The sequence below is a fragment of the Epilithonimonas sp. genome, assembly GCF_056329745.1.
Map to the genome: position 1 here is coordinate 79,085 of NZ_JBWEYV010000011.1, position 24,708 is coordinate 103,792.

General features: G+C 39.2%; 22 protein-coding genes. 16 read left to right on the forward strand and 6 right to left on the reverse strand.

Annotation, left to right across the window (positions count from 1 at the left end):
* Positions 1-60: 60 nt before the first annotated feature.
* The 8 genes from infB (at position 61) to AC00Y6_RS09550 (ending at position 9,288) form a co-directional block, all read left to right on the forward strand.
* A complete protein-coding gene (gene infB / locus AC00Y6_RS09515) occupies positions 61-2,904 on the forward strand; it encodes a translation initiation factor IF-2 (protein ID WP_474490385.1) in 2,844 nt (947 codons plus the stop codon).
* A 110-nt stretch (positions 2,905-3,014) separates the two neighbouring features.
* Entirely contained in the window at positions 3,015-3,968 is a 954-nt protein-coding gene (locus tag AC00Y6_RS09520) for a ketoacyl-ACP synthase III (RefSeq protein WP_474490386.1), read from the forward strand.
* An 8-nt stretch (positions 3,969-3,976) separates the two neighbouring features.
* Positions 3,977-5,128 (forward strand): glycosyltransferase, encoded by a 1,152-nt coding sequence (locus tag AC00Y6_RS09525; RefSeq protein WP_474490387.1) that lies wholly within the window; start codon positions 3,977-3,979, stop codon positions 5,126-5,128.
* Positions 5,129-5,137: 9 nt separating this feature from the next.
* Complete coding sequence (locus AC00Y6_RS09530) at positions 5,138-5,689, forward strand: serine O-acetyltransferase (protein WP_474490388.1); 552 nt, start codon at positions 5,138-5,140, stop codon at positions 5,687-5,689.
* Between the two features lie 153 nt (positions 5,690-5,842).
* Positions 5,843-6,508 (forward strand): carbonic anhydrase, encoded by a 666-nt coding sequence (locus AC00Y6_RS09535; RefSeq protein WP_474490389.1) that lies wholly within the window; start codon positions 5,843-5,845, stop codon positions 6,506-6,508.
* A 12-nt stretch (positions 6,509-6,520) separates the two neighbouring features.
* Positions 6,521-6,817 (forward strand): hypothetical protein, encoded by a 297-nt coding sequence (locus AC00Y6_RS09540; protein WP_474490390.1) that lies wholly within the window; start codon positions 6,521-6,523, stop codon positions 6,815-6,817.
* Positions 6,818-7,006: 189 nt separating this feature from the next.
* Positions 7,007-8,602: a SulP family inorganic anion transporter gene (locus AC00Y6_RS09545; protein WP_474490391.1), complete on the forward strand. Its 1,596-nt coding sequence runs from the start codon at positions 7,007-7,009 to the stop codon at positions 8,600-8,602.
* Between the two features lie 50 nt (positions 8,603-8,652).
* Complete coding sequence (locus AC00Y6_RS09550) at positions 8,653-9,288, forward strand: carbonic anhydrase family protein (RefSeq protein ID WP_474490392.1); 636 nt, start codon at positions 8,653-8,655, stop codon at positions 9,286-9,288.
* A 70-nt stretch (positions 9,289-9,358) separates the two neighbouring features.
* Here the strand turns inward: AC00Y6_RS09550 and pth are convergent, their stop codons facing one another.
* Together pth and AC00Y6_RS09560 are read right to left on the reverse strand one after the other, a co-directional pair.
* Complete coding sequence (gene pth, locus AC00Y6_RS09555) at positions 9,359-9,922, reverse strand: aminoacyl-tRNA hydrolase (RefSeq protein ID WP_474490393.1); 564 nt, start codon at positions 9,920-9,922, stop codon at positions 9,359-9,361.
* Positions 9,923-10,020: 98 nt separating this feature from the next.
* A complete protein-coding gene (locus AC00Y6_RS09560) occupies positions 10,021-10,743 on the reverse strand; it encodes a hypothetical protein (protein WP_474490394.1) in 723 nt (240 codons plus the stop codon).
* A gap of 360 nt (positions 10,744-11,103) precedes the next feature.
* Between AC00Y6_RS09560 and AC00Y6_RS09565 the strand changes: the two genes are divergently transcribed.
* Complete coding sequence (locus tag AC00Y6_RS09565) at positions 11,104-12,750, forward strand: helix-turn-helix domain-containing protein (RefSeq protein ID WP_474490395.1); 1,647 nt, start codon at positions 11,104-11,106, stop codon at positions 12,748-12,750.
* Positions 12,751-12,802: 52 nt separating this feature from the next.
* On the opposite strand, the gene AC00Y6_RS09570 is transcribed toward AC00Y6_RS09565, so the two are convergent.
* Both AC00Y6_RS09570 and mfd read right to left on the reverse strand, forming a co-directional pair.
* On the reverse strand, positions 12,803-14,224 hold the full coding sequence (locus AC00Y6_RS09570; protein ID WP_474490396.1) for a T9SS type A sorting domain-containing protein: 1,422 nt from the start codon (positions 14,222-14,224) through the stop codon (positions 12,803-12,805).
* A 220-nt stretch (positions 14,225-14,444) separates the two neighbouring features.
* Positions 14,445-17,792 carry a transcription-repair coupling factor gene (gene mfd, locus AC00Y6_RS09575; protein WP_474490397.1) on the reverse strand — a complete coding sequence of 1,116 codons (3,348 nt, stop codon included), beginning with the start codon at positions 17,790-17,792 and terminating at the stop codon, positions 14,445-14,447.
* A gap of 225 nt (positions 17,793-18,017) precedes the next feature.
* Here mfd and AC00Y6_RS09580 point away from each other — a divergent pair, with 225 nt between their 5' ends.
* The 5 genes from AC00Y6_RS09580 (at position 18,018) to AC00Y6_RS09600 (ending at position 20,338) form a co-directional block, all read left to right on the forward strand.
* Positions 18,018-18,407 carry a hypothetical protein gene (locus AC00Y6_RS09580; RefSeq protein ID WP_474490398.1) on the forward strand — a complete coding sequence of 130 codons (390 nt, stop codon included), beginning with the start codon at positions 18,018-18,020 and terminating at the stop codon, positions 18,405-18,407.
* A gap of 98 nt (positions 18,408-18,505) precedes the next feature.
* Entirely contained in the window at positions 18,506-18,883 is a 378-nt protein-coding gene (locus AC00Y6_RS09585; RefSeq protein ID WP_474490399.1) for a hypothetical protein, read from the forward strand.
* The gene (locus AC00Y6_RS09590) at positions 18,883-19,494 is read left to right on the forward strand and encodes a hypothetical protein (RefSeq protein ID WP_474490400.1); all 612 of its coding nucleotides are present in this window, start codon (positions 18,883-18,885) and stop codon (positions 19,492-19,494) included. The genes AC00Y6_RS09585 and AC00Y6_RS09590 overlap by 1 nt, the downstream gene beginning before the upstream one ends.
* Positions 19,495-19,599: 105 nt before the next feature.
* Positions 19,600-19,860, forward strand: coding sequence for a hypothetical protein (locus AC00Y6_RS09595; protein ID WP_474490401.1), 261 nt, complete (start codon positions 19,600-19,602; stop codon positions 19,858-19,860).
* A gap of 139 nt (positions 19,861-19,999) precedes the next feature.
* Positions 20,000-20,338 carry a hypothetical protein gene (locus AC00Y6_RS09600; protein ID WP_474490402.1) on the forward strand — a complete coding sequence of 113 codons (339 nt, stop codon included), beginning with the start codon at positions 20,000-20,002 and terminating at the stop codon, positions 20,336-20,338.
* Positions 20,339-20,349: 11 nt separating this feature from the next.
* Here the strand turns inward: AC00Y6_RS09600 and AC00Y6_RS09605 are convergent, their stop codons facing one another.
* Entirely contained in the window at positions 20,350-22,362 is a 2,013-nt protein-coding gene (locus tag AC00Y6_RS09605; protein WP_474490403.1) for an AsmA family protein, read from the reverse strand.
* 43 nt (positions 22,363-22,405) lie between these two features.
* Entirely contained in the window at positions 22,406-23,197 is a 792-nt protein-coding gene (locus AC00Y6_RS09610; protein WP_474490404.1) for a DUF2797 domain-containing protein, read from the reverse strand.
* 117 nt (positions 23,198-23,314) lie between these two features.
* Between AC00Y6_RS09610 and AC00Y6_RS09615 the strand changes: the two genes are divergently transcribed.
* Both AC00Y6_RS09615 and AC00Y6_RS09620 read left to right on the forward strand, forming a co-directional pair.
* The gene (locus AC00Y6_RS09615; protein WP_474490405.1) at positions 23,315-24,340 is read left to right on the forward strand and encodes a GDP-mannose 4,6-dehydratase; all 1,026 of its coding nucleotides are present in this window, start codon (positions 23,315-23,317) and stop codon (positions 24,338-24,340) included.
* Positions 24,341-24,461: 121 nt separating this feature from the next.
* Positions 24,462-24,683 (forward strand): DUF2795 domain-containing protein, encoded by a 222-nt coding sequence (locus AC00Y6_RS09620; RefSeq protein ID WP_072997379.1) that lies wholly within the window; start codon positions 24,462-24,464, stop codon positions 24,681-24,683.
* Positions 24,684-24,708 lie beyond the last annotated feature (25 nt).

Here is a 24,708-nt window from a genome sequence, read left to right on the forward strand (position 1 = left end):
TAAAAAGAAAAAATAAAGCTGCAAGCTTAAAACGCTAAAGCCAAAAGCAAATTAATATTTATGCCAAAAATAAGATTAAATAAAGCCGTTAAAGAACTTAACATATCTATCCCAAGAGCTGTGGAATACCTGCAGGGGAAGGGCATAGATGTGGACAGTAACCCTAACGCTCTATTGGAAGAACAGGCATTTTCTGCATTAGAAGCTGAGTTCCGAAAGGATGGCGAACAGAGAAAAGCTTCTCATGAGGTGGTGATTTCTAAAGTTCCTGAAGAAAAATTAGCAATTGAAGAAAAAGCTCCTGAGGTTATAAGAGCCAAATCAAACGTGACTTCTGAACCTAAAGTTCTAGGTAAAATAGACCTCGGCACCAACAAACCTGCTGAGGAAGTTCCTGCTGCCCCTACAAAAGAAGAGGTAAAACCTCAGGAACCAGAGGTGATCAAAAAAGATGAAAAACAGGAGTTTAAAGTTCTGGATAAAATTGATCTTTCCAAACTGGAAACCGGAAGGCCAAAACATTCGCCTAAAGTTAAGAAGGAGGAAGAAGTAAAAGCTCCGGCACCGGAACCTGCCAAACCAGAAGTGAAAGCTGAGGCTAAAGTTGAACCAAAAGTTGAAGAAGTTGCCCCAAAAGAAAAAACAACCCCTGAATCTGAAGAACCTCAGAAAATTGAAACGGTTTACCAAAAACTGGACGGACCAAAAATCCTGAAGCAAACCGTTGACCTTTCTCAGTTTAACAAACCAAAATCTTCTTCTAATGCCAATGCGGCCAAAAAGAAGAGGAAACGCATTACAAAAGATACACCAGGGCAAAATACTGCAGGACACAGCAACCAGCAGGGCAACAATAGGCCAGGCCAGGGTGGCCAAAATGCTAACCGACCACAAGGCCAAGGCGGCAACAACCGTGGTGGCAATAACAACAACCGCGGCGGCGGCAATAACCGCGGTGGTAACAACAGAGGACAGGCGCGTGTAATGCCGGTGGAACTTACCGACGAGCAGGTTAAAAACCAAATCAAGGAAACGCTGGAGAAACTTACCAACAAAGGTGGTAAATCCAAAGGATCCAAACACAGAAAAGAAAAAAGAACATGGAGAAGGGAGCAAGACGAACTTCAACAGGAAAGAGACGCACAAGATACAACGCTTAAAGTAACTGAATTCATTACTGTAAGTGAGTTGGCATCCCTGATGGATGTGAGTGCTACTGAGGTAATCTCTGCATGTTTTTCACTGGGTGTGATGGTTACCATGAACCAACGCTTGGAAGCTGACACATTGACTTTGGTAGCAGATGAATTTGGTTATAAAATCGAATTTTCTGATGCCGATATCGAAGAAGCTGCGACAGAAGAAGAACCCGATGCGGCAGAAGATTTGTTGCCAAGAGCACCAATCGTTACGGTAATGGGACACGTAGACCACGGTAAAACGTCCCTACTCGATTATATTAGAAAAACCAACGTGATTGCCGGGGAATCCGGAGGGATCACCCAGCACATTGGTGCTTATAACGTAAAACTGGAAAACGGACAACGCATCACCTTCCTGGATACACCTGGTCACGAGGCGTTTACCGCCATGAGAGCCAGAGGTGCACAGGTTACCGATATTGCAATTATCGTAGTTGCAGCCGATGATGATGTGATGCCACAAACCAAGGAAGCCATTGCCCACGCACAAGCGGCAGGCGTACCAATGATTATCGCTATCAACAAAGTTGATAAGCCGAATGCCAATCCGGATAAAATCCGTGAGCAGCTATCTGCCATGAACATTCTTGTAGAGGAATGGGGTGGTAATGTTCAGGCTCAGGAGATCTCCGCAAAATTTGGTAACAATGTAGATCTTCTTTTGGAAAAAGTTCTACTTCAGGCAGAAATCCTGGAACTTAAAGCCAATCCTAATAAACAAGCCAGCGGTGTTGTTATAGAAGCAGCATTGGATAAAGGTCGAGGTTATGTAGCAACCATGTTGGTACAAAACGGTACTTTAACTGTGGGTGACTACGTATTGGCAGGTAAAAACCACGGTAAGGTAAAAGCCATGCTGGACGAACGTGGAAAAACCATGGAAAAAGCGGGGCCATCTATCCCTGTAACAATTCTTGGTCTTGACGGCGCGCCGACAGCGGGTGATAAATTCCGGGTGTTTGCAGACGAGAAAGAAGCTAAAACCATTGCTAACAAGAGAGAGCAATTACAAAGAGAACAATCCATCAGGACTAAGAAACACCTCACTTTGGACGAGATTGGAAGACGTATTGCATTAGGCGACTTCAAAGAACTTAATATTATCTTGAAAGGTGACGTGGATGGATCTGTGGAAGCATTGGCAGATCAGTTGCAAAGACTATCTACCGAAGAAATTCAGGTGAATATCCTTCACAAAGGGGTTGGTCAAATTACAGAAAGTGATATCCTTTTGGCAGCAGCATCAGATGCTATTGTTATCGGATTCAACGTAAGAGCCAGCGTCAACGCCAAAGATATTGCGGATAAAGAAGAAGTGGAAATCAGAACTTACTCGGTAATCTATAAAGCTATCGATGAAGTGAAAGAAGCGATGGAAGGCTTACTTTCCCCTGAAATCAAAGAGCAGGTTATTGGTAACGTTGAGATCCGTGAGGTTTTCAAAATTTCCAAAGTGGGTTCTATCGCAGGATGTATGGTATTATCCGGTAAGGTGACCCGAAACTCGAAAATCCGATTGCTGAGAGATGGCATTGTGAAATTCGATGGTGAGCTGGAAAGCCTTAAACGTTACAAAGATGACGTGAAAGAGGTAACCAAAGGCTACGAATGTGGTCTTAACCTGAAAGGTTACAACGATATCGAAGTCGGTGACATTCTTGAAGTTTACGAAGAAGTAGCTGTTAAGAAAAAACTTAAATAATTACAGAAGGCTGGTTTAATTAACCAGCCTTTTTATTTTTCACCAATTTTGATATTCTCAGCATAGTATATTATTGAGATCGGTTATCTTTGCAGAAACAAGAAGCATTTATGATCGCTATTACAGCAACCGAATATTATCTCCCAGAACAAATTTTAACCAACGATGACATTGCCCTGGAATTCCCGGAGTGGAGTGCCGATAAAATCAAATCTAAAATAGGCGTAGAAACGCGCCATATTACAAGACCTACAGAAACGGCGCTGGACCTGGCCTACAAAGCCTGCGAAAAGCTTTTTCTCTCTAACGACAAATCACAAATCGACTTTATCCTGTTTTGCACGCAAAGCCCTGATTATATTTTGCCATCGTCAGCCTGCATTCTTCAGGATCAATTAGGTCTTTCAAAACAAGTGGGCGCCTTAGATTTTAACTTAGGATGCTCTGGTTTTGTTTACGGTTTGTCATTAGCCAAAGGCCTTATATCCATCGGAATGGCGAAGCATGTTTTGCTGGTAACCTCGGAAACCTATACCAAATACCTCAAACCATCCGACAAATCTAACCGTACTATTTTTGGTGATGGTGCGGCCGCGACTATTATTTCTAAAGATGACACCAAAAAGGATTATCAATTTTCGGTAGGCACAGACGGCAGTGGCTATCAAAACCTGATTGTACAAGATGGCGGCGCCAGGTCCGGACACGGTCATCAGCCATTACTTTTGATGGATGGCCCAAAAATATTTAAATTTGCCATAGAAGCTGTTCCTGCACTTGTTACAGATAACCTTGCAAAAAACAATTTGACGGTTACGGACATTGATCTTTTTATTTTTCATCAGGCCAATACCTATATGCTGAATTATCTGAGAGACCTCTGCAACATCCCCGAAGAAAAGTTTTTTGTGGATATGAAAAATGTGGGGAACACTGTATCCGCAACCATCCCAATTGCCATGCAATCTGCGGAGGATCAAGGCCGGCTAAAAAAAGGTGACCGTGTGATGCTTGTCGGTTTTGGTGTTGGTTATTCCTGGGCAGCCAGTATTATAGAATATTAAAATTACCATTGAAGAAAAAAATACTTATCCGGATTGGTTCTCTGCGTCACGGCGGCGCCGAAAAAGTGCTGGTGACGTTTCTAAAAAACTTACCGCCCAAAAAGTACGATATTGATCTGCTGCTTAACCTCCATTCCGGGAAGTACCTTGCAGAAGTCCCAGACTGGATTAACGTGGTTTACCTTAACAAAGGTGAAATGATTACCACCAACAGGCTGCAGGACCTGCCCCCAAAAGCTTACCGCAAGATTTACCAGGCATTACTGAAAAAATTCCCCAAGCTTCTCTATAAAGGAATTCTTAAAGGGAAACAATATGACCTTGAAATAGCGGCTATCCACGGGATGAGGGATGAAATTCTAAACTCCCCTATTAGGACTTCGAAAAAGATCGTCTGGATACATAATGACCTCAAGCGTACCGAATCTTACAATTACACCGATGAAGAGATTCGGAAATTCTTTGGTTTTGACAAGATCATGGTGATATCGGATATTATTAAAGAAACATTTTTTTCTTTAGCCAAAAATGATGCTGAACGTCAAAAAATTGTAAGGATTTATAATCCTCTTGATACACAAGAGATCCTTAGAAAATCGCAGGCTCCGCTTAGCGGCTATACTGTTGAGACGTCTGTTCCAACTTTTATATCCATTGGTACAGTGTTCCCCCAAAAAGGATTTGACAGGTTACTGAAAGTCCACAAAAAACTATTGGACGAGGGTCTGCAACATCGTCTCCTCATCGTGGGCGACGGTTATGATTTTGAAATGACTAAAAAATTAAAATCCGATCTTGGTGTGGACGGTACAGCTACCATGTTGGGTTTTACAGATAGCCCTTACCCTTATCTTAAAAAAGCGGATTATTTTGTTCTCAGTTCTCGGTATGAAGGTTTTCCCACCGTCCTTTTTGAAGCCTTAACCCTTAAAAAGAATATCATTGCCACGGATGTTTCCGGCGTGGGCGAAATGCTGCAAAACGGACAACTTGGCCTGAAGACAGAAAATTCTGAACAAGGGATTTACAACGGCATGAGGCAGGCTCTTCTTCATCCCGAAACATTCATTGCCTATCAGGATGCGTTGCAAAATTACCAGATGCCCTTTGACTTGGAAAATTCGGTGGAAGCTATCATGAAAATCATTGATAATTCTTAATTTTACGTCATGAGCTATTCTACCATTCAGAAGGATTTTTACAGAGAGAGCGGCCAATACCTTTCGGGGTTGCAGATTCTCAAAAAATGTTTCAGCCCCAACCTGCATTATGTTTATCTTTTTCGGAAAGCTCAGAAGTATTATAAATCACCCGTTTTAGGAACTTTCTACAAATTGGTTCTAAGGCATTACCAGATCAAATACGGTTTCCAGATCTATCCCGAGACCCAAATTGGCGAAGGCCTTTACCTTGGGCATTGGGGACAGCTTGTCATCAACCCAAAAACAATTATTGGCCGCAACTGCAACATTGCGCAAGGCGTTACCATCGCCCAATCCAACCGCGGTAAACAAAAGGGAACGCCAATTATTGGCAACGAAGTCTGGATTGGTCCTAATGCTGTGATTGTTGGCAATATCAGTATTGGGAATAATGTGCTGATTGCTCCTAACGCCTACGTCAACACCAATGTTCCCAATAACTCCGTAGTTGTAGGCAATCCTGCGGTTATTACTTCCAGATCAGATGCTACAGAAGATTATATCAATAATAAAATTTAGACTAAACCATATTAATTAAACTATTGTGACTTTTATCAATATTAAAAGAATGTTAAATATGGTAGATTTAAATTCGAAACAATTACATTTGTATAATTATTGATTGAATCTATTGAAATAGAAAAATTAATTACAATCTTTAATAATTGAATGATGGCAAAATCTTACGAAGCTATTTTTGAAAATAATAGAAAATGGGTAGAATCAAAAATTTCTGAGAACCCGGAGTATTTTCATGAGCTTGCAAAAACCCAAAACCCCGAATATCTTTATATCGGCTGCTCAGATAGCCGTGTAACTGCAGAAGATATGATTGGCGCACAGCCCGGTGAGGTTTTTGTCCACCGTAATATTGCCAATGTAATCAATACGCTGGATATGAGCTCTACCGCTGTTATCCAGTACGCTGTGGAACATCTGAAAGTCAACCATATTATCGTATGTGGTCATTATAACTGTGGCGGCGTGAAGGCGGCGATGAGCTCTCAGGATCTAGGGTTACTTAATCCATGGCTAAGAAACATCCGAGATGTGTACCGTTTGCATCAGGCAGAACTAGACGCTATTACAGACGAAGCTAAGCGCTACGATCGTCTTGTGGAACTAAATGTGCAGGAACAATGTATTAATGTGATTAAAATGGCCTGCGTTCAGGAACGTTACATTTTAGAAGAATTTCCTGTAGTACACGGATGGGTTTTTGACCTGCGATCAGGAAAAATTATTGATCTTGAAATAGATTTTGAAAAGATATTAAAAGACATTCAAAAGATTTATAACCTAACAGACTCTGACTGGGTTATGAGCAGAAAAAAATAATATTATTAAGGAATGAAATTCTGGAGTATCATCACTTTAACGGTTTTTCTCAACTTCACAGCATTGCCAGGCATTGCTGCGGTATTTGGTTGGGAATTGCCAAGAACCAATGTGGTGATTAATGAGGAAGAGACTCACTCCGGCACTATCCTTATCAATTTTGAAAAAGCGATACCTAAGACTTTGGATATCCATGATTTCCTAAAGTTTTACGAAACCAATATTCATAAAAAAATCACGGTGAGCCGCGGATCTGCATTGTATTTCCCGCCAGCGCTCAGCATCTTTTCTCCTCCTCCAGAGGCCTAATTTCCATTTCTTTTTGCGAAACACGTTCAAAGTGGGTTTGGTATTTTTTTAATATCCTGCTTAGTCTCGTCCTGTTCGCCCATCATTTTATAATAATTGACTTTTCAAAAATCAATTACATCTATTACTATTTTTTGCTGCTGCCTTTAGGTCAGGCAGTTGCATGTCGCAATTTTTATTTTCACTATTATGAAAAATACAACATCTTTGTTTGGAGGAATCAAAGAGAACTTTCCATCAGGCCTTGTGGTCTTTTTGGTAGCATTACCACTGTGCCTTGGTATTGCCTTGGCGTCTGGTGCACCACCTTTATCAGGTATCATTTCAGGAATTGTGGGCGGTATTGTCGTAGGACTTATCAGCAATTCCAACATATCCGTATCAGGCCCAGCTGCCGGTCTTACAGCTATTGTTTTAGTAGCCATTACCGACATTGGCGCCTTTGAACTTTTCTTGTGTGCGGGGATTATTGCCGGCGTTATTCAGTTAATTTTGGGCTTTATCCGTGCGGGAAGTATTTCCAACTATTTTCCCAATAATGTAATCGAAGGCATGCTTGCCGGTATTGGGATCATCATTATCCTGAAACAATTATCACATGCCGTAGGATTTGATAAAGATTACGAAGGCCACGAATCGCTTTTTGACAATGGTATTAATTGGGGATACTTTTCAGAACTGGCGTCGGCCGTTCATCCCGGTGCTATCATCATTACGCTTGTGTCTATCGGGATTTTGTTAGCTTGGGATCATATTACCATATTGAGAAGATTAAAACTTCTTCCCGGTGCATTGGTAGCTGTCATTGCTGGCATTCTTATTAATGAGTTTTTTAAATTGAGTGGTAGTTCTTTGGCAGTATCTCCACAACATCTGGTAACATTGCCGGTTCCTACCACCGCAGAAGAGTTTAAAAATCTAATCACTTTTCCTGATTTTAAAGGATTTGCCAATCCAAAAGTTTGGATTACAGGGGCAACTATCGCTATTGTAGCGTCAATCGAAACCTTATTATGTATAGAAGCATCAGACCGGTTAGATGTGAAACGCCGAATTACGGATACCAATCTGGAGCTTAAGGCACAAGGTATTGGCAACCTTGTCAGTGCATTTATTGGTGGCCTTCCAATGACATCGGTAGTTGTAAGAAGTTCTGCTAACGCCAATGCAGGTGCTACTTCCAAAGTATCGGCCATCATCCATGGTGTTCTTTTATTAATCTGTGTACTGTCGATACCTGTCGTTCTTAATATGATACCGTTGGCCACTTTGGCAGCTGTATTAATATTGGTTGGATACAAGTTAGCTAAACCTGCCACTTTCAAACATTTTTGGCATAACGGGAAATATCAGTTTATTCCGTTTCTGGCTACGGTGGTGGCCGTAGTGGCTACCGATTTGCTAAAAGGCGTGGGTATCGGTTTATTAATATCGATTATCTATATCCTACAAGGGAATATGAAAAGGGCATACTACCTCAACAGGGAGACTCTTAATGATGCGGACGAGATTACCATCAAACTTGCGGAAGAAGTTTCCTTCCTTAATAAGGCAGCCATCAAGAAGACTTTAAAAAATGTAAAAACCGGCTCCAAGGTGATCATTGATGCTAGAGGAACATCCTATATCACTACAGATGTATTGGAAATGATTCAGGATTTTGCCAATGTAAGAGCAAAAGAGGAAGATATAGTCGTTGAGCTGACGGGTTTCAAAACATCATACCGGGATTATGCCAGCGATGAGGATTCTCATATTGTCATCAACCACAGAAGAGCCATGTAGGTCAAAAAAAATCACATTAGACATTAAAAACAACATCAAAATTTAAATTAATGAAAGCACATACATTAGAAACACAAACTAGCATAACACCAGACAAAGCTCTGGAATTTTTGAAGGAAGGCAATGCCCGTTTTGTCAACAATTTAAAAGTTAACCGAAACCTATTGGAACAGGTGAATGACACCCGCGAAGGGCAGTGGCCGTTTGCTGTCATTCTTAGCTGCATAGACAGTAGAACTTCGGCCGAATTGATTTTTGACCAAGGACTTGGTGACATCTTCAGCGTGAGGATTGCCGGGAATTTTGTCAATCAGGATATCCTGGGCTCTATGGAATTTGGTTGCAATGTTGCAGGGTCTAAACTGATTGTGGTACTGGGACATTCTAAATGTGGGGCCCTAAAGGGTGGCCTAGACGCCGCTAAAATAGAAGGCATGGGTATGGATAATCTCAACCACTTGATTTATCATTTTGACCCAATTATCACAGAAATTATCAAAGATGGAGAAGAGCGCTCCTCCAAAAATGAAGATTTGTTGGAAAGACTAAACCAGCATAATATACAACATGCTTTGGCAGACATCAGACATAATAGCACCACACTTAGAAACCTCGAAAATGACGGTAAAATCAAAATTGTGGGCGCCAACTACGATGTAGAAACCGGCGTTGTTACTTGGTTATAGAAACATTTTTTTTCTTCATAAAGTTAGGGTTGTAGGCCGGGTAATTAATTTTCCGGCCTACTTTTTCTATCTACTTTCCGTTAAAAGAAGACATGGTATTGTTGATCCCTGCAAAAACAAAGGACAACGATGCTTCTGCAAATTTCGTGATTCTTTCCGGGAGTTTTTCATTTTCTTCATCCGTCCATTTTCCTATAACGTAATCGATCTGATGTCCTTCCTGAAAATCCGCCGAAATCCCAAAACGCAACCTCGCATACTGATTATTACCCAAAACAGCTTCTATATTACGGAGCCCATTATGACCTGCTGCGCTGCCTTTAGCTTTCATACGGAGTGTACCAAACGGCAGAGAAAGGTCATCTGTAATAACCAAAATATTTTCTAAAGGGATATTCTCTTTCTGCATCCAAAACTTAACCGCATTACCAGAAAGGTTAACATAGGTGTCAGGCTTGAGTATAAACAACTTGCGCCCTTTGTATTTTCCTTCGGCCATCAGTCCAAAATTAGAAGACTGGAAAGGCGCTTCGATTTTTTTGGCTATTTCTTCAGCGACTTTAAAACCTATATTGTGGCGGGTTTCTGTATATTCGTCGCCCTTGTTGCCGATCCCGACAATCAGATATTTCATAATTGTATTAGTAAGAATAATTGATGTACTGGTCATCGGCTGTACTCGTTATTGGATAATCCGATTTATCATACGTGTGAGAAAAAGTTAAATTTTTGCTAGAATTTCCTTCTCCAATGGTTACTTACTGTTTCAAAATTATTAACCGAAAGATAAGCGCCTCCCTGTGGGCTAAGCCCTGAAAGCTGCAATACATAAGCTTTTGGCAAAAGCAAATATGGTGATTTTTTGTTATCGTAAGTATAGCTTATGTTTTGTACAGCAGGATTCATTACAAGAGTTCCAGATGCGTCGTATAGCCCGGATTTGATAACAGATTTTGAAACATTGTCGCCAGCATATTGGTACTCTATCACGGTGAAAGTCTTCATTGGGTCAGGCAGCGAATAATTGTGAGTAGATTCCACCTTTGTCAGTTTACCTCCTGAGAAGGTGTAATTAGATGTTATTGTACCGACACCTTCCAGAGTAGTTATAATCTCCGAAACATTGCCGCCCGAATATTTAAAGTCAGAAACCGTGCCTTCTCCCACTATTTTTGAAATGTTAGTGTCTGCGTTGTACTCCAATGTTGTTACGCTGCCATCTTGGTCGGTATAAGAAATCAGTTTGGATCCTATATAGCTGTAGGTAAAACTTTCTGTTTCAAAAGTGCCGGTAACCTTATCCCTAAGGTGAGTTTCCATTTTGGTCAGTTGTCTGTTATCAAATTTGTACCAGATGTTATGCAGCAGGTCGCCATTGGTATCCTGATCAGACGTGCAAGAAACCATTAATAAAAGCCCAAAGATGGCAAAGCCATATTGTAGTAAATATTTCATGAATTTTTTTTCTGATACAAATTTAATTTTTTTTTAAAACATTAGTAAAATAATGACTTAATAACATTGTGATTAAAAGTTAAAGATAAGATTAAAGGCAATCTCATAATTTACATAATAGGTAAAACTAAAAAACACCAATTAATTATTATAAAAATATGACAACCAACTATTTAAAAAAAATTAAAACAATCAGAATTCTGTAATTTATTACAGCGTCAAAACCCTTTATTTTGTCTTATTTGTATATTTGAATCTTTTAAAAACGGCCCAAAATTTAAGATTTAGACAAGACCAATACATATAATCTGCTCTAAATACAATTTACAACCTCCACTTCTTTAAAGTAACAAAACACCGATGCGAAAATCCTTTCTAATTCTTATTTTTCTTTCCAGTGTAGCAATATATGCCCAAAAGATAGTAACCTGCCCAAAGAGTTTGCAAGTAGACCAACTACTGGACACCGCGGCACAACTCTCAAAGAAAGGAGACTATAAAAAAAGCACCGTTGCGGTAGAAGAAGCTTTAAGACTTTCTAAAATAGCAGCTTGCAAGCATGGGGAGCTGGCATCGCAAAGAAGCTTAATGTTGATTTATGCACAACAATACCAGTATAAAAAAGCACTTCACATATCTAGATATGTTGAAAAAATCGCCACTGAACTCAAGGATTACCATATTCTAACGACATTGTACGGAACAAGGGCTGTTCTCTACACCAATCTAGGCTTGTATAAAGAAGCCATTGGTTCGTATAACGCAGCCTTGGAAAATGCAACTCGTATCGAAGATAAAGACAGCAGAAATTATGAACTCGGCTTTATCAATTTTAATCTTTCCTCCTATTACCAGGAAACGTCTTTAGAAAAAGTAAAAGATTATCTTTTAAAGAGTAAATCACAAATAGAAGCGGTCAGCAATAACAGCAAAACGGTTCCTATGAACAAAAAAATGGACATGCTGGTGTCTGTTAATACCAATTTGGGTATATTTTACTACATGCATAACAATCCTGATCGCAGTTTTAAAAAAGCAGAGGTCTATTATGGTGCTGCTCTGAATTTTGCCGAAAAATATAAAGAAGACGTTGGAATAGATACCAAAATAGATTTATATGAATCCTTGTTAGAATTCTATAACGGGAAAAAGGAATATCAAAAAGCTATCCTATATGGTGAAAAGATGCTGTTGCTGGAAAAAACCTACAGTATGCCCTATAACAGAAGAGTTGGTTATATGGTTCTGGCAAAAGCTTATTTGGGGGCCGGCAAAAATGAAATTTCCAAAGATTATCTTGATCTCTATTCAAAAATCAACGACAGCATCACTTCTGTGGAAAAAGAAGCTGTAGAAGAACCGGTAAAACAGAGCATCAAAAAAAATGAAACCAATTATTCCGATAAAGTTAGAACAATCTTTAAGATTGCAGGGATTCTAGTACTTTTAGTTCTGGCAGGATCATTTTTTCTTTGGCATTTCCACAAAAAAAAATTAAAGAAAAAGTATGAAGCCGTTATAAACAATCTTCAGGCAACCCATAACGCCATCCCAGAAACACCAATTCGCATTGAAATAGAAGAAGACACTAATCATGCAAACATCACTATTTCCGATGATACTTTAAAAACACTTCTCAAGCGACTCGAAAAGTTTGAAACATCTAACCGTTTCACAAAACAAGATGTCAACTTTGGCTATCTTTCAAACTATTTGGGCACTAACTCAAAGTATCTTAATAATATCCTAAAACAATATAAGGGCAAAACATTCAGTCAATACATTAATGACCTTAGAATCAATTACATAACAAAACAACTTTACGAAAAACCAAAATACCGAGAGTATAAAACCAGTTATCTTGCTGAAGAATGCGGTTTCTCTTCTAGGGAAGTTTTTACAACGACTTTCAAAAAAATAACCGGAATACCACCATCTTATTTTATTGAAAATCTAAAGAGAGAGAACTTGGAAAACAATACCTCCCAAAACTCCGCTATCGAATAAAAAAATGGCTACAACACAAGTCTGCAGCCATTTATTAAAAATACAAAAAACTTTATTTCTTAATTAGTTTAATTCCCTTCAAATCGTTTTGAGTTTTAAGGAAATATACTCCAGCCGGGAGATCAGAAATGTTAAGAGACATACTATTTTCTACTGTAGCAGATTTTACCAAAGTTCCGTTTGCAGAATAGATTTTAACCTCTTCGGATTTCTGATGTGATTTTATCTGAATCATATCCTTCGCGGGATTTGGATAAATGGCAATTTTTGAAGTGGACGCAACATCGTTTACAGCCAATTGATTGTCAGTACATGTGACCTGAGTTGGGGCACTGCTACTAGTTTGTGTACCGTCGTTATTTCCTAACTGCCAATAACCATCCCAGCCCCAAGACCATAATGAGCCATCTGTTTTGATACCCGCGGATGAGTTTGCACCTGATCTTTGCGGAATATATTTCCAATCAGTCCCAGTTCCAACTCTTGTAGGAACATTAACGTCTGTAGTTGTTCCAATACCTAATTTACCGTTTGAATTATATCCCCAAGTCCATAAAGATCCGTCGGTTTTTGTAGCAGAAGAAGCTTCTTTTGTGGCACCAATAGAAGACCAATCTGTCCCTACAACTTGCTGTGGTGTGCGGTAGATATTTCCAGTAGTGCCAATTCCCAATCTACCATTATTATTGTGCCCCCAGGTCCATAATTCGCCGTTGGACTTAAGCCCCAAAACGTGGTATGCACCTCCTACTACTTTTTTCCAATTTGTATCTGTTCCTATCTGCGTAAAAGTGTCAGTTTCTGTAGCGCCCGGATGGCCTAAACCTGTCTGACCTTCCCAATCGCTCCCTGCGGACCATAAAGTCCCGTTTACTTTGATACCATAAGAATTCCAATGTGTAGCTAATACAGATGCCCAGTCTGTTCCTTTGGTAACCTCTTGCTGCCAAGACGTGTAATATGCATTACTTGTTCCTACTCCTAGGCCACTCCAGTCATTGTAGCCTGTCCCCCACATGGTACCATCTGCCTTAATAATCATGGTATGAATATCCCCAGCCGAAAAAGCTTTTACATTTTGCTGGATTATCGTAGGCACGTAAAGGTCGGTTTGGTTTCCAAGCCCAAACTGCCCATAGCCATTATTTCCCCATGCATAAAGATCCCCATTATTTTTTTGGGCTAAAGCAAAAGAACTTCCTACAGACAAATCTTTCCAATCATTTGCTGAGCCAATCTGAACAGGGTGTTTAATTTCCTCTGAATTACCCACTCCATTTCCTAAACCATAAGTACTCAATCCCCAAAACCATAGCGTTCCGTCTTCTTTCAATGCAATACTGAAATTTTCCCCTTGTTCCACTTTTTTCCAGCCCGTTAAAGAACATTGGGCATTAGCCATAACGGCCAGCAAAAACATCAATAAACTAACTAATGATTGCCATCTTTTTCCAAAAAATACATTTTGCAACATAATAATAAAATTTTAAAATTGATGTTGCAAAGAAACCGTTTACTATTCACAGAAATAGTATGTAATCTGTAATGATTTCTGTAAATAAAACCAATTAAAAATTACCATTAGTCACTGTATATCAAATTTTTATAAAATTAATATACAAACATTCGTCTCCTATTTTTGGACTTTTATGAGAATGGATGAATCATTAGAACTAATTCTTAAAAAAAAGATCTTACTTCAAAATTTTTGATAAAACCAAATTCACCTCATCCACATTTTTGACATGATTTTTCCGCATCATCAGCTGGTTATTTTTTTCTTTCAGTGTAGCTTCTGATGGATTTTGTGTAAGATATGAAATGATTTTTTTGAACTTCTCACTCTGGTAAAATTTATCCTGTGGATTGGCAGGAAAGTAACCCAGAAAAACATGGTTCTTAACCACCAGCTTATCAAAACCAATATCTGCAGCCAGCCACTTAAGCTCAACGGACTTCAACAGATTTACAGCCTCTTCCGGCAATTTACCAAAACGATCTGTCAACTCATTCTCAAACTGATGAAGGTCTTTCGGGGTATTAATATCAGCCAATTTCTGGTAGAGCATCAGCCTTTCCTCGGTACTGGATACGTAAGAATCCGGCAACATCAGCTCCAGATCGGTATCTATATTCACATCTTTTACAGAGTTAAAGAGTTTTTGACGTTCTTCCTCATTCTCAAAAAGATTTTCAAAATCTTGATCATCTTTCAGCTCTTCCAATGCTTCCTGCATCAGTTTTTGATAAGTCTCAAATCCCATTTCGTTGATAAATCCACTTTGTTCGCCACCCAAGAGATCGCCGGCTCCGCGGATCTCCAAATCCTTCATCGCAATTTGGAAACCACTTCCCAAATCCGAAAATTGTTCGATTGCTTCCAAACGTTTGCGCGCATCTGATGTCATCATATCAAAAGGCGGCGTAATGAGGTAGCAGAAGGCCTTGCGGTTGCTTCGCCCCACTCTTCCGCGCATCTGGTGAAGGTCGGCCATCCCAAAACGTTGGGCATCATTGATAAAAATCGTGTTAGCATTTGGCACATCCACACCACTTTCCACGATAGTTGTAGATACCAAGACGTCGTACTTGCCATCCATAAAATCCAGGACATTCTGCTCCAGTTGCTTGCCATCCATCTGGCCGTGACCTGTTATCACTTTGGCATCAGGAACCAATCTCTGGATTAACCCGGCAATGTCTTTCAGGTTTTCAACCCTGTTATTGATGAAATAAACCTGCCCGTCCCTTTGCAATTCATAAGAAACGGCATCTCTTATGATTTCTTCACTAAAGCCGATAATGCTGGTATCCACTGGTTGCCTGTTGGGCGGTGGTGTTTTGATCACCGAAAGGTCGCGCGCCGCCATCAATGAAAACTGTAACGTCCTTGGGATAGGCGTTGCCGTCAGCGTCAGCGTATCCACGTTGGTCTTCATTGTTTTGAGCTTATCTTTTACAGAAACCCCAAATTTGTGTTCTTCATCAATGATTAATAGTCCAAGATCCTTAAACTTTACTTTATCCGACACCAACTGGTGTGTCCCAATTACAATATCGATTTTGCCGTCTTTGAGGCCTGCCAAAGTTTCGGATTTTTGTTTTGCAGTCCGGAACCTGTTTAAGTAAGAAATATTGACCGGGAAATCCTTCAGCCTTTCTTTGAAACTGCGGTAATGCTGGAATGCCAAAATAGTTGTAGGCACCAGAATCGCTACCTGCTTGCCATCCGTTGCCGCCTTGAAAGCAGCCCGAATAGCTACCTCGGTTTTACCAAAACCTACATCGCCACATATCAAACGATCCATCACACCTTCGGCTTCCATATCTTTTTTCACATCCACAGTGGCCTTTTCCTGGTCGGGTGTATCCTCATAAAGAAAACTGGCCTCCAACTCATTTTGCAGATAAGAATCTGGGGAATACTGGAATCCTTTGGCCGTTTTTCTTTGAGCATATAGTTTTATAAGGTCAAAAGCAATCTGTTTGACTTTGGCTTTAGTCTTCTGTTTCAAAGATTTCCACGCCGGGGAGCCGAGTTTGCTTAGCACAATTTCTTTACCGTCGGGGCCATTATATTTAGATATTTTATGAAGGGAATGGATGCTTACATACAACAGGTCGCCATTCTTGTACGACAATTTGAAACATTCCTGAATTTTGCCATCATTATTAACCTTTACCAAGCCCATAAATTTCCCGATACCGTGATCGATATGGGCAATGTAATCTCCAACTTTCAAAGACATCAAGTCTTTCAGCGTCAGTTGCTCAGATTTGGCAAAGGTATTTTTGGCCTGGTAACGCTGGTAACGATCGAAGATCTGGTGGTCTGTATAAACCAATATTTTATTGTCCAGATCTACAAAGCCGCCGTGCAACTCGGACTTGAAACTCTTAAAAGGCAACTCATGTTCCAGCTCTTCAAAGATTGATTGCAGCCGTTCTTTTTGCTTTTCTGTAGAAAAAGAAATCCAAGTATCGAAGCCCTGATTTTGCTTGCCTTCGAGATCTTCTATCAGCAACTGGAAATTTTTGTGGAAACTCGGTTGTTGCGTTTGGTTGAGTTCCACGGTTTTAGGGTTGCTTAGCTTTAGAGATTGCGGGCTGAAGTCAATGGTTTTGAATTTTCCAATACCTTCTGAAAATTCATCTTCCGAAACAAATAGCTCCTGCGGTGTCCTGTGCTTGATATCCTTGCTAAGGGTTTCAAATTTTTCCAAGGATTTTTCGTAAAACGTATTAATTTTACTGAATCCTAGATCGAGATTTTGTGAAACCACAAAACTGTCCGCCGCAAGAATGTCAAACAGCGGAACCTTGCTGCCTGCAACAGAAAAATTCATATTGGACACTAGCTGAAAGTCCTCAATTTTGTCAACCGAGAGCTGTGTTTCTATATCAAACGTTTTGATACTCTCTACTTCGTTCCCAAAAAACGTAATCCTGTAAGGCTTCTCATTAGAAAAAGAAAAAACATCCACAATCCCGCCACGCACAGAGAATTCTCCCGGCTCGGACACAAAATCTGTCTGGTTGAACTGGTAATGATTCAGGAGTTCGTCCACAAAATCAAAGTCCAGCTGATCGCCCACTTTGATATGGTGGGAAATGGCTGTAAAGTCTTCTTTTTTCAGAACTTTTTCCGCCAATGCCCCTACAAATGCAACAATCATCTTCGGAGATTTTCCCGCGTTGATTTTGTTAATTGCTTCGGTGCGCAAGACCAAGTTGGCGTTTTGAGTCTTTTCTACCTCGTACGGCTCCAGGTGAGTAGCGGGAAAATAAAGAACATTGTCTTTGCCCAAAAGATCCTCCATCTCTGCATTGGCATAGAGAGCCTCCTCCTTGCCGTCAAGCAGGTAAAGCACCGTTTTTTTTCGGGTAAGGAATAATTCTGCCGCAAAAATTGAAACCGCAGATCCGGCGCTGCCTCTCACAGCAATATTATGATGATTGGTTATTTGTGAAAAAATCTCATGTCCAAATTCTTTTTGTAAAAAATCCGGCAGAAGATTTTGACTGATTTTTTTTAATTCCATCCTGTAAAATATACACCAAGTAAACAAGGTGATTTTTGGTTATCAATACAAACGCAAAAGCGATCCCGAGAATATTTTCGGAACCGTATTGCATTGCAAATTTACATCATTTTTTACAATTAATTAAAAAGTCCATCCCGCTAACCTAAAAGCTTAGTTAAGACCTGCAGCATTTTTGTTGGCACAGTGTTTGAAACTTGCCATTGAGTAAAAAATAAAATTATTATGAAAAATGTATTCAAAATTTTAGGCGCATTCCTATTTGCTTTTGCGCTATTGTCAATCACTTCGTGCTCGAAAGATGATGACCCTGTAGACAACGATTTCTTTGCCGGAACTTACAAAGGCAAGATTAGCTATTATGACGGATCTACAACAAAAAATGTTGATAACGGTAGTGTTTTTGTAACCAAAATCGCAAGCGGTACAAAATATAACTTTGCGTTCTCCGACAACATCCCTAATATTAATGGTGTTGAGTTTGAGAAAAAAGGTGATAACATTCTTGTAAGTGTGGGAGCTAATGACACCGCTTACATTAGAATTGATAACAATACACTCAAAATTGCTTATCTTAAAGACGGCAAAACTTGGACTGCAAACTGTACCAGGTAATACACAAAATTTTAACACAAATCCCGTTTCTTTAATAGAGACGGGATTTTTTGTTCTTATTCTAAAAATGCTAATTTTGCATCATAAAATTATTTAAGTTGAAATCTGTTTTAAAAAAAGGTCTTCTGCTAACATTGTTATCTCTGATGACAATGCAGTGCAAAGATGACGACACGCAGATTTTCCGTACCTATGCCGAAGGTAAAATCACTTATTCCGACGCCAAATTTCTCCAGGATCCCATCCATCTTATAAAAGACAAAAAAATTATTGCGGAGACTTACCCAAAGGACAACGGCAACTTTGTTCTGGCTGGCCCGTATGACAAAGGCACTTATCAGCTGCAACTCAAGAATTATAAAATCAAATCTTTCTCTACCGACACGAAAGGCTGCCAAATCTCCGCTGATTCTTTGGCAATAGAAATCCCCGATGGTATCACCTATGTTATTTTTAATAATATTGAACTGAAATAATGAGAAAACACTGTACGGCTTTTCTCTTATCAATTTCGATGTTGGCATTCTCCCAAAAAAGAAAGCAGGATTGGACAGAGAATGTCCGATTTTCCGTGGATCCACATTTCAAAATCATGACTGCCTTGGGTCATAATTTTCTAAAAGAATCCTTGGGTTATTTCTATGGATTTGGACTGGGTGTCAATGCCAACCTTTATAAAAATTTTGGACTGGGTGTAGAGTACACTTATTTTTTGGCCAACATTAAGGATCCCGGTTTGTTTGGTTATCTCGGTGCTCCATCTATGAATAACTTTGATTGGTATATTTTCAGGAAAAATGAGATCAGCGATCAATTCTTTATAGAAGCACTTGCCGGCTACAGTACCTATAGGATGAAAAGCCCTTATCTTGCAGGGTCAGGAAGTTTTGATGAAGGTAATGGCGGTGTTCATTTTGGGGCAAAGGGTGTTTATACAATAGACACAGAAGGTTTTCAGCAAGTAGTTTTTGGGACAAGGCTTAATTTTTACAATGCAAAAATTGGTAATCAAAACTCTGCAATTGCCAATTATTATTCAAAAGCTACACTCCTTAATTTCAGCTTGGCGTACCGGTTTAATTTTTAAGCCCTTTTTAAGTTGTTATAATTTCTGGTTAAAATCAATTTAAATTTTAGTTTTTTCAAATTTTAGAATAAATTTGCTTCATCAAACATTACAAATCAGACTGATATGAAAAATTTATTAACAGCATTGATGCTTACTTTGGGCCTTGGCCTTGCATCTGCTCAAACTGCAGCACCTGTAGTTGCTCAAAAACAAGCTAAAAAAACAGAAAAACAAGCTAAAAAAGCAGAGGCCAAAATGGAGAAAACAGCAGCCAAGGCTGAGGTTAAACTCAAAAAAGATGGGACGCCAGATAAACGATACAAAGCCGCAAAAACGCTGAAAAAAGATGGGACACCAGACAAGCGTTACAAGGTTAACAAATAATTTTCCTAATCTGTGAAGAAGAGAGGGATGATTTAATTTTTCATAACTTTTATTTTTTTAAGACTTTGCATTCTTTGCAAGGTCTTTTGTGTTTGGTGCATGATTTGTTGGATAAGTAACATCAATCAAAAATATTATTATGACACCCAAACCAATGCTTACCCTATCTCAGGTCATGGAAAAACTGAGAGAAAAAGGAATTACGGACGAAATCAGGATGAACAGTCATAAAAAATTTGTTGTTTCTGGAACTGGAAAATCCTATAATGCCCAAGATCTTAAAATAATTCGCGTTTATCGGTTCGAAGGAGCTAGTGATCCAGATGATAATATGGCACTTTACTTGGTAGAAGATTTTTACGGCAACAAGGCCATGATTATCGATTCCTATGGCGCAGCCAGTAATTATGACGGACCGGAATTTGATGAATTCCTAAAAGCCATCCCAACAGAAGAAAAAGAGGAATTTGATTTCTAATTCCTCTTTTATCAACTAACTTTGATAACAAGCAAGGTCTTTTTAAGACCATCTTCTATACCTTTCCAATAATAATTGAAGAAGGATCGTTGCTTGTTGCGCTCCACATCTACATCCACAGATTCGGGGAATTTTTCAGAATCTTTTTTTACGAGTAGGTTGGCAACGGCCGACAAAATGTTTTTCTTCTTTTTTGTATCTTTATCCAACAGGTTGACTTTAAGATCCTGATGTTTGATTCGGAATTTGCCCATCATCCTGTCATTATTCCCTTTGAAATCAAAAGCCAAACTGGTTATTGTTCCCGTAGCCGTAATGTTCATATAAGGTTTTATAAATGGCGTAATGTCCTCAGCAGGAAGTTTCCCGATAAAACCCCTAATTGTGAAATCATCCCGCATGTTGGCCGTATCAAAATCCCAGTTCACCTTCATTGGCGATGCATCCATAAACCTGCAATTAATAGCAATCGGAACCTTTGTTGGTGCACCTTTTTCCTTGTTAGAATTCAGGTTTTTAACATTCATATTGAAATCTGTAAATATCACTTTACCAGGACCGTTGGTATCCGGCTTATCTTCCTCATATACCAGTTTTGACTGGACTAGATTGAGGTTTTCCACCACCAGAGGAAATTTAATTGACCTCAACAATTTGGAGTACAATGGTTTTTCTTTGGGATTATCCTTTGGGATTTTGCTTCGGAAAATATTGGCATCCACACGGGAAAACTTTGCATTCTTAATCATAACATCTGGCTGATCCCTTTTAAATTTCCATTGCAAGCCCGATAACTGCACACGATTAGCCGATAGATTAAATAGGTCATTTTCCATCGGGATCATTTTCACAAACTCGTTGCGTGTTACTTTTGGTTTCATGGCAAAATATTGCAAATCAACATTGGCTGGCGTAAGGTCAAACGCCGATAAAGTCAAATGATAATACGGCCCAGCATCATAAAAAAACTGTTTCCCGCTTATCTTATAATCCTGATAAGTAAATGGAAATTTGTTTTTGGAAGTTTCTTGGTTCATTAAAAAATGACTGACATTGGCGTTGAGTTCTGCCACCGAAATAGATTTTTCCCCATTAGCTTTGAAAACAGAAATACCTCCATTAACAAGGTCAAAATTCTCAAGATTCAGGTTAAGATTGTTCTTTTTGGTTGGATTTTTTTTAACCACCTGATCTCTATTCCTGACGACAATATCCGGAGAAGTTATCTGAAGGTTTTTAAGATTGATTTTATTTTTACCAAAAGCCAAATTGGAAAAAGTCATCAGTTGACCCTTGACCTGAAACAGGCTTTTTTGATTTTTGAATTGATTTTCCCATGATTTGAAATTGATGACAGGTTTCAGTTCAAAACCTTTAATTTGCAGTTTTTCGCCATTAGTATTTATTTGAGCCGCAGAAAAAGCATATACCGGACTGATGCCGGCGTACAGTTCTTTGGCATTAATAGTTAAACCATCCAACGAAAAAGGAAGGTCTTCAGCATTTTGATTGAGTACAAGATTTTTGACATCAAGATCCAGATTTTTAGCAAAAAACACTTGGAAATTATCTGCCTTCTGAATGTTGATACTACCATTCTCTATTCTGATGTTACTGACGATGAATGGCATTGGATCATTCTCCGCTTTATCCTTGTTTGGGCGTGCCAGCCTTATCCTTAGATTAGGTTTTTTAAGCTCAACAACCCTAGCATCAACCTTTTTATTTTTGAGCAGCTGAACCAGTCCGAGCCTGCTGATTTCCAAATGTTGCAGTGTACCATCCAGTTCTAAAACATTGTAGTCGTTGGGCTCTTTGGTTTTTATAATAACATCATCTGCCGTAATTCCACCACTTAAAATTGATACATTAAGCGTCCTGTAACTGATCTCGTATGGCGTTTTATTTTTAAGATAACCAGGAAGTTGGTATTTCAGCCAAAGGCTAAAGCCAATATTGATAATCAGAAACAATCCCAGTAGAGAAACAGCAACAATCAGTGGTATTTTTAACGATTTTTTCATCCGTATTATAATTATGAACAGAGGACTAAAAACCGTTCCAAATTTACACCGTCAATTCTATTACATAACCTTCATGCCCGCGGACGTTGATAAAATCGCCCCCTTCAAATGACAGATACTGGCCTTTGATCCCATTCAGTACTCCACTGAATTCGGGTTTTTTGTCTAGTGTAAACACATTAATTTTTTCAGGTTTCTCATAAGGATAATCCAACTTCACCACATTCTCATCGCTGACAGCAAATTTCTTGAATTCATTAGGGAAATACTCAGCAACTTTATTACGGAAATCAATCAGATCCAGCGTATCTTCGTAGTCATCCTGCAGCATTTTTTTGGGATTGGTTTTGTCTGGCATGTGGTTTTTCAGTTCTACCTCAATCATCCCGGCTTCGTATCGGTTGTCTGTTACGGCAATGGGCAGCGCAAAAGTAGCTCCCTGATCTATCCATCGCGTAGGGATCTGATGTACCCGTGTAACACCTACTTTGACATCTCCCGTGTAAGCAAGGTAAACAATATGCGGTACCAACTGAATTTCCTTTTCTACCTCCAAGTCTCGCTCGGCAATCCCAAGATGCGCCGTAGAAAGCTCCGGGCGAATGATGGTATTACTGGCGTACGGACTTTCAAAAAAACATTTTTTACAAAAACCCATGCGGTAAATCTTTTCATCGCTCCCACAATTCACACACTCGTAGCCGACATGCCGGATATGAAGCTTTTTTCCAAAAAGCTGATTCATATTAATCAGATCATTTTTAAGATTGAGATAATATTGGATGGGCTGCCCATTTTGAGTTGTCATTTTGAGAATTTGACCTGCAAACTGCATGAGATAGATTTTTTATTGGTCAATAAAAGTAGACAATAGAACTATTGAAACCAAAAAAACCATAGAAAATAAAAGACTTTTTTCTTTAATGCTTATCTTCGCGATACAATACAAATTATGAATTATCTTGTTACCGGAGGAAGCGGGTTTATTGGCTCTCACCTGACAGAACAACTTTTAAAAAATGGACATTCTGTCATCAACATCGATAACTTTGATGATTTTTACGATTACAAGATCAAAGTTAAAAATACACTTGCCGCAACAGTGCATTCCGAGTTTAGTTTTGATAGCAAAGAAACAGACATCAAAAATCTTATAATCAAAACAAAATCAGATAATTACCAATTACACAACCAAGATATTAAGGATAAAACCGGTTTGGAAACCATTTTTCAAAATAACCCTATCGATATGGTCATCCATCTGGCGGCATTAGCCGGTGTACGGCCTTCTATAGAGCGTCCCTTGGATTATGAAGCCGTCAATATCCGTGGAACGATGAACCTTTGGGAGCTGTGTAAAGAATTTGGTATAAAAAAATTCATTTGCGCCTCTTCATCAAGCGTTTACGGGAATAATGACAAAACACCTTTTGCCGAAACCGATAATGTTGACAATCCTATTTCGCCTTATGCTGCTACCAAAAAATCGGGCGAAATATTAGGCCATGTGTACCACCATCTTTATCATATCGATATGATCCAGCTTCGGTTTTTTACCGTTTATGGGCCTAGGCAGCGGCCGGATCTTGCGATTCACAAATTCGCAAAACTTATCGCAGATGGACAGGAAATCCCTTTCTACGGCGATGGTTCCACAGCCCGTGACTATACCTACATCGATGATATTGTAGACGGCATATTACAATCTGCTCAATACCTGCAAACACACGATCATGTTTACGAAATCATCAATCTGGGTGAAAGTGAAGTGGTTACATTGAATGAAATGGTTTCTACGATTGAAAAAACACTCGGAAAGACCGCTATCAAAAAAACACTGCCAATGCAGCCCGGCGATGTGCTGAAAACCAATGCAGACATCCAAAAAGCCAAGACGCTGCTGGGCTATAATCCTGCCACCAACTTCCAAAATGGCATAAAAAAATTTGTGGAATGGTTTTTGGCAAATCGGGATTAATACTGTGATGGGATAATAGCATCTAAAATAAATCATCAGATTATTTTTAAATATTATTGAAAATCAGTAGAAAAATATATAAAATATCACCTAATTTTTTACTTTTGCAAAAAATTTAATTATGTATTGGACATTAGAATTAGCTTCCTATTTAAGTGATGCACCTTGGCCGATGACCAAGGCAGAGTTGATCGATTACGCCATCAGAACAGGCGCTCCTATGGAGGTTGTGGAAAATCTTCAGGCCATTGAGGATGAAGGTGAGATCTATGATTCTATAGAAGAAGTATGGTCAGACTATCCAACGGACGAAGATTTCCTTTGGAACGAAGACGAATATTAAGATAGCAATTGGCTGATGGCTTCTT

Excerpts from the sequence above, each read along its gene's own strand:
- AC00Y6_RS09580 (WP_474490398.1), top strand. The coding sequence starts at position 18,018 with ATGAAAAATGTATTCAAAATTTTAGGCGCATTCCTATTTGCTTTTGCG.
- AC00Y6_RS09620 (WP_072997379.1), top strand. The coding sequence starts at position 24,462 with ATGTATTGGACATTAGAATTAGCTTCCTATTTAAGTGATGCACCTTGG.
- infB (WP_474490385.1), top strand. The coding sequence starts at position 61 with ATGCCAAAAATAAGATTAAATAAAGCCGTTAAAGAACTTAACATATCT.
- AC00Y6_RS09540 (WP_474490390.1), top strand. The coding sequence starts at position 6,521 with ATGAAATTCTGGAGTATCATCACTTTAACGGTTTTTCTCAACTTCACA.
- AC00Y6_RS09615 (WP_474490405.1), top strand. The coding sequence starts at position 23,315 with ATGAATTATCTTGTTACCGGAGGAAGCGGGTTTATTGGCTCTCACCTG.
- AC00Y6_RS09560 (WP_474490394.1), bottom strand. The coding sequence starts at position 10,743 with ATGAAATATTTACTACAATATGGCTTTGCCATCTTTGGGCTTTTATTA.
- AC00Y6_RS09600 (WP_474490402.1), top strand. The coding sequence starts at position 20,000 with ATGACACCCAAACCAATGCTTACCCTATCTCAGGTCATGGAAAAACTG.
- mfd (WP_474490397.1), bottom strand. The coding sequence starts at position 17,792 with ATGGAATTAAAAAAAATCAGTCAAAATCTTCTGCCGGATTTTTTACAA.
- AC00Y6_RS09610 (WP_474490404.1), bottom strand. The coding sequence starts at position 23,197 with ATGCAGTTTGCAGGTCAAATTCTCAAAATGACAACTCAAAATGGGCAG.
- AC00Y6_RS09520 (WP_474490386.1), top strand. The coding sequence starts at position 3,015 with ATGATCGCTATTACAGCAACCGAATATTATCTCCCAGAACAAATTTTA.
- pth (WP_474490393.1), bottom strand. The coding sequence starts at position 9,922 with ATGAAATATCTGATTGTCGGGATCGGCAACAAGGGCGACGAATATACA.
- AC00Y6_RS09570 (WP_474490396.1), bottom strand. The coding sequence starts at position 14,224 with ATGTTGCAAAATGTATTTTTTGGAAAAAGATGGCAATCATTAGTTAGT.
- AC00Y6_RS09535 (WP_474490389.1), top strand. The coding sequence starts at position 5,843 with ATGGCAAAATCTTACGAAGCTATTTTTGAAAATAATAGAAAATGGGTA.
- AC00Y6_RS09550 (WP_474490392.1), top strand. The coding sequence starts at position 8,653 with ATGAAAGCACATACATTAGAAACACAAACTAGCATAACACCAGACAAA.
- AC00Y6_RS09590 (WP_474490400.1), top strand. The coding sequence starts at position 18,883 with ATGAGAAAACACTGTACGGCTTTTCTCTTATCAATTTCGATGTTGGCA.
- AC00Y6_RS09545 (WP_474490391.1), top strand. The coding sequence starts at position 7,007 with ATGAAAAATACAACATCTTTGTTTGGAGGAATCAAAGAGAACTTTCCA.
- AC00Y6_RS09565 (WP_474490395.1), top strand. The coding sequence starts at position 11,104 with ATGCGAAAATCCTTTCTAATTCTTATTTTTCTTTCCAGTGTAGCAATA.
- AC00Y6_RS09605 (WP_474490403.1), bottom strand. The coding sequence starts at position 22,362 with ATGAAAAAATCGTTAAAAATACCACTGATTGTTGCTGTTTCTCTACTG.
- AC00Y6_RS09595 (WP_474490401.1), top strand. The coding sequence starts at position 19,600 with ATGAAAAATTTATTAACAGCATTGATGCTTACTTTGGGCCTTGGCCTT.
- AC00Y6_RS09530 (WP_474490388.1), top strand. The coding sequence starts at position 5,138 with ATGAGCTATTCTACCATTCAGAAGGATTTTTACAGAGAGAGCGGCCAA.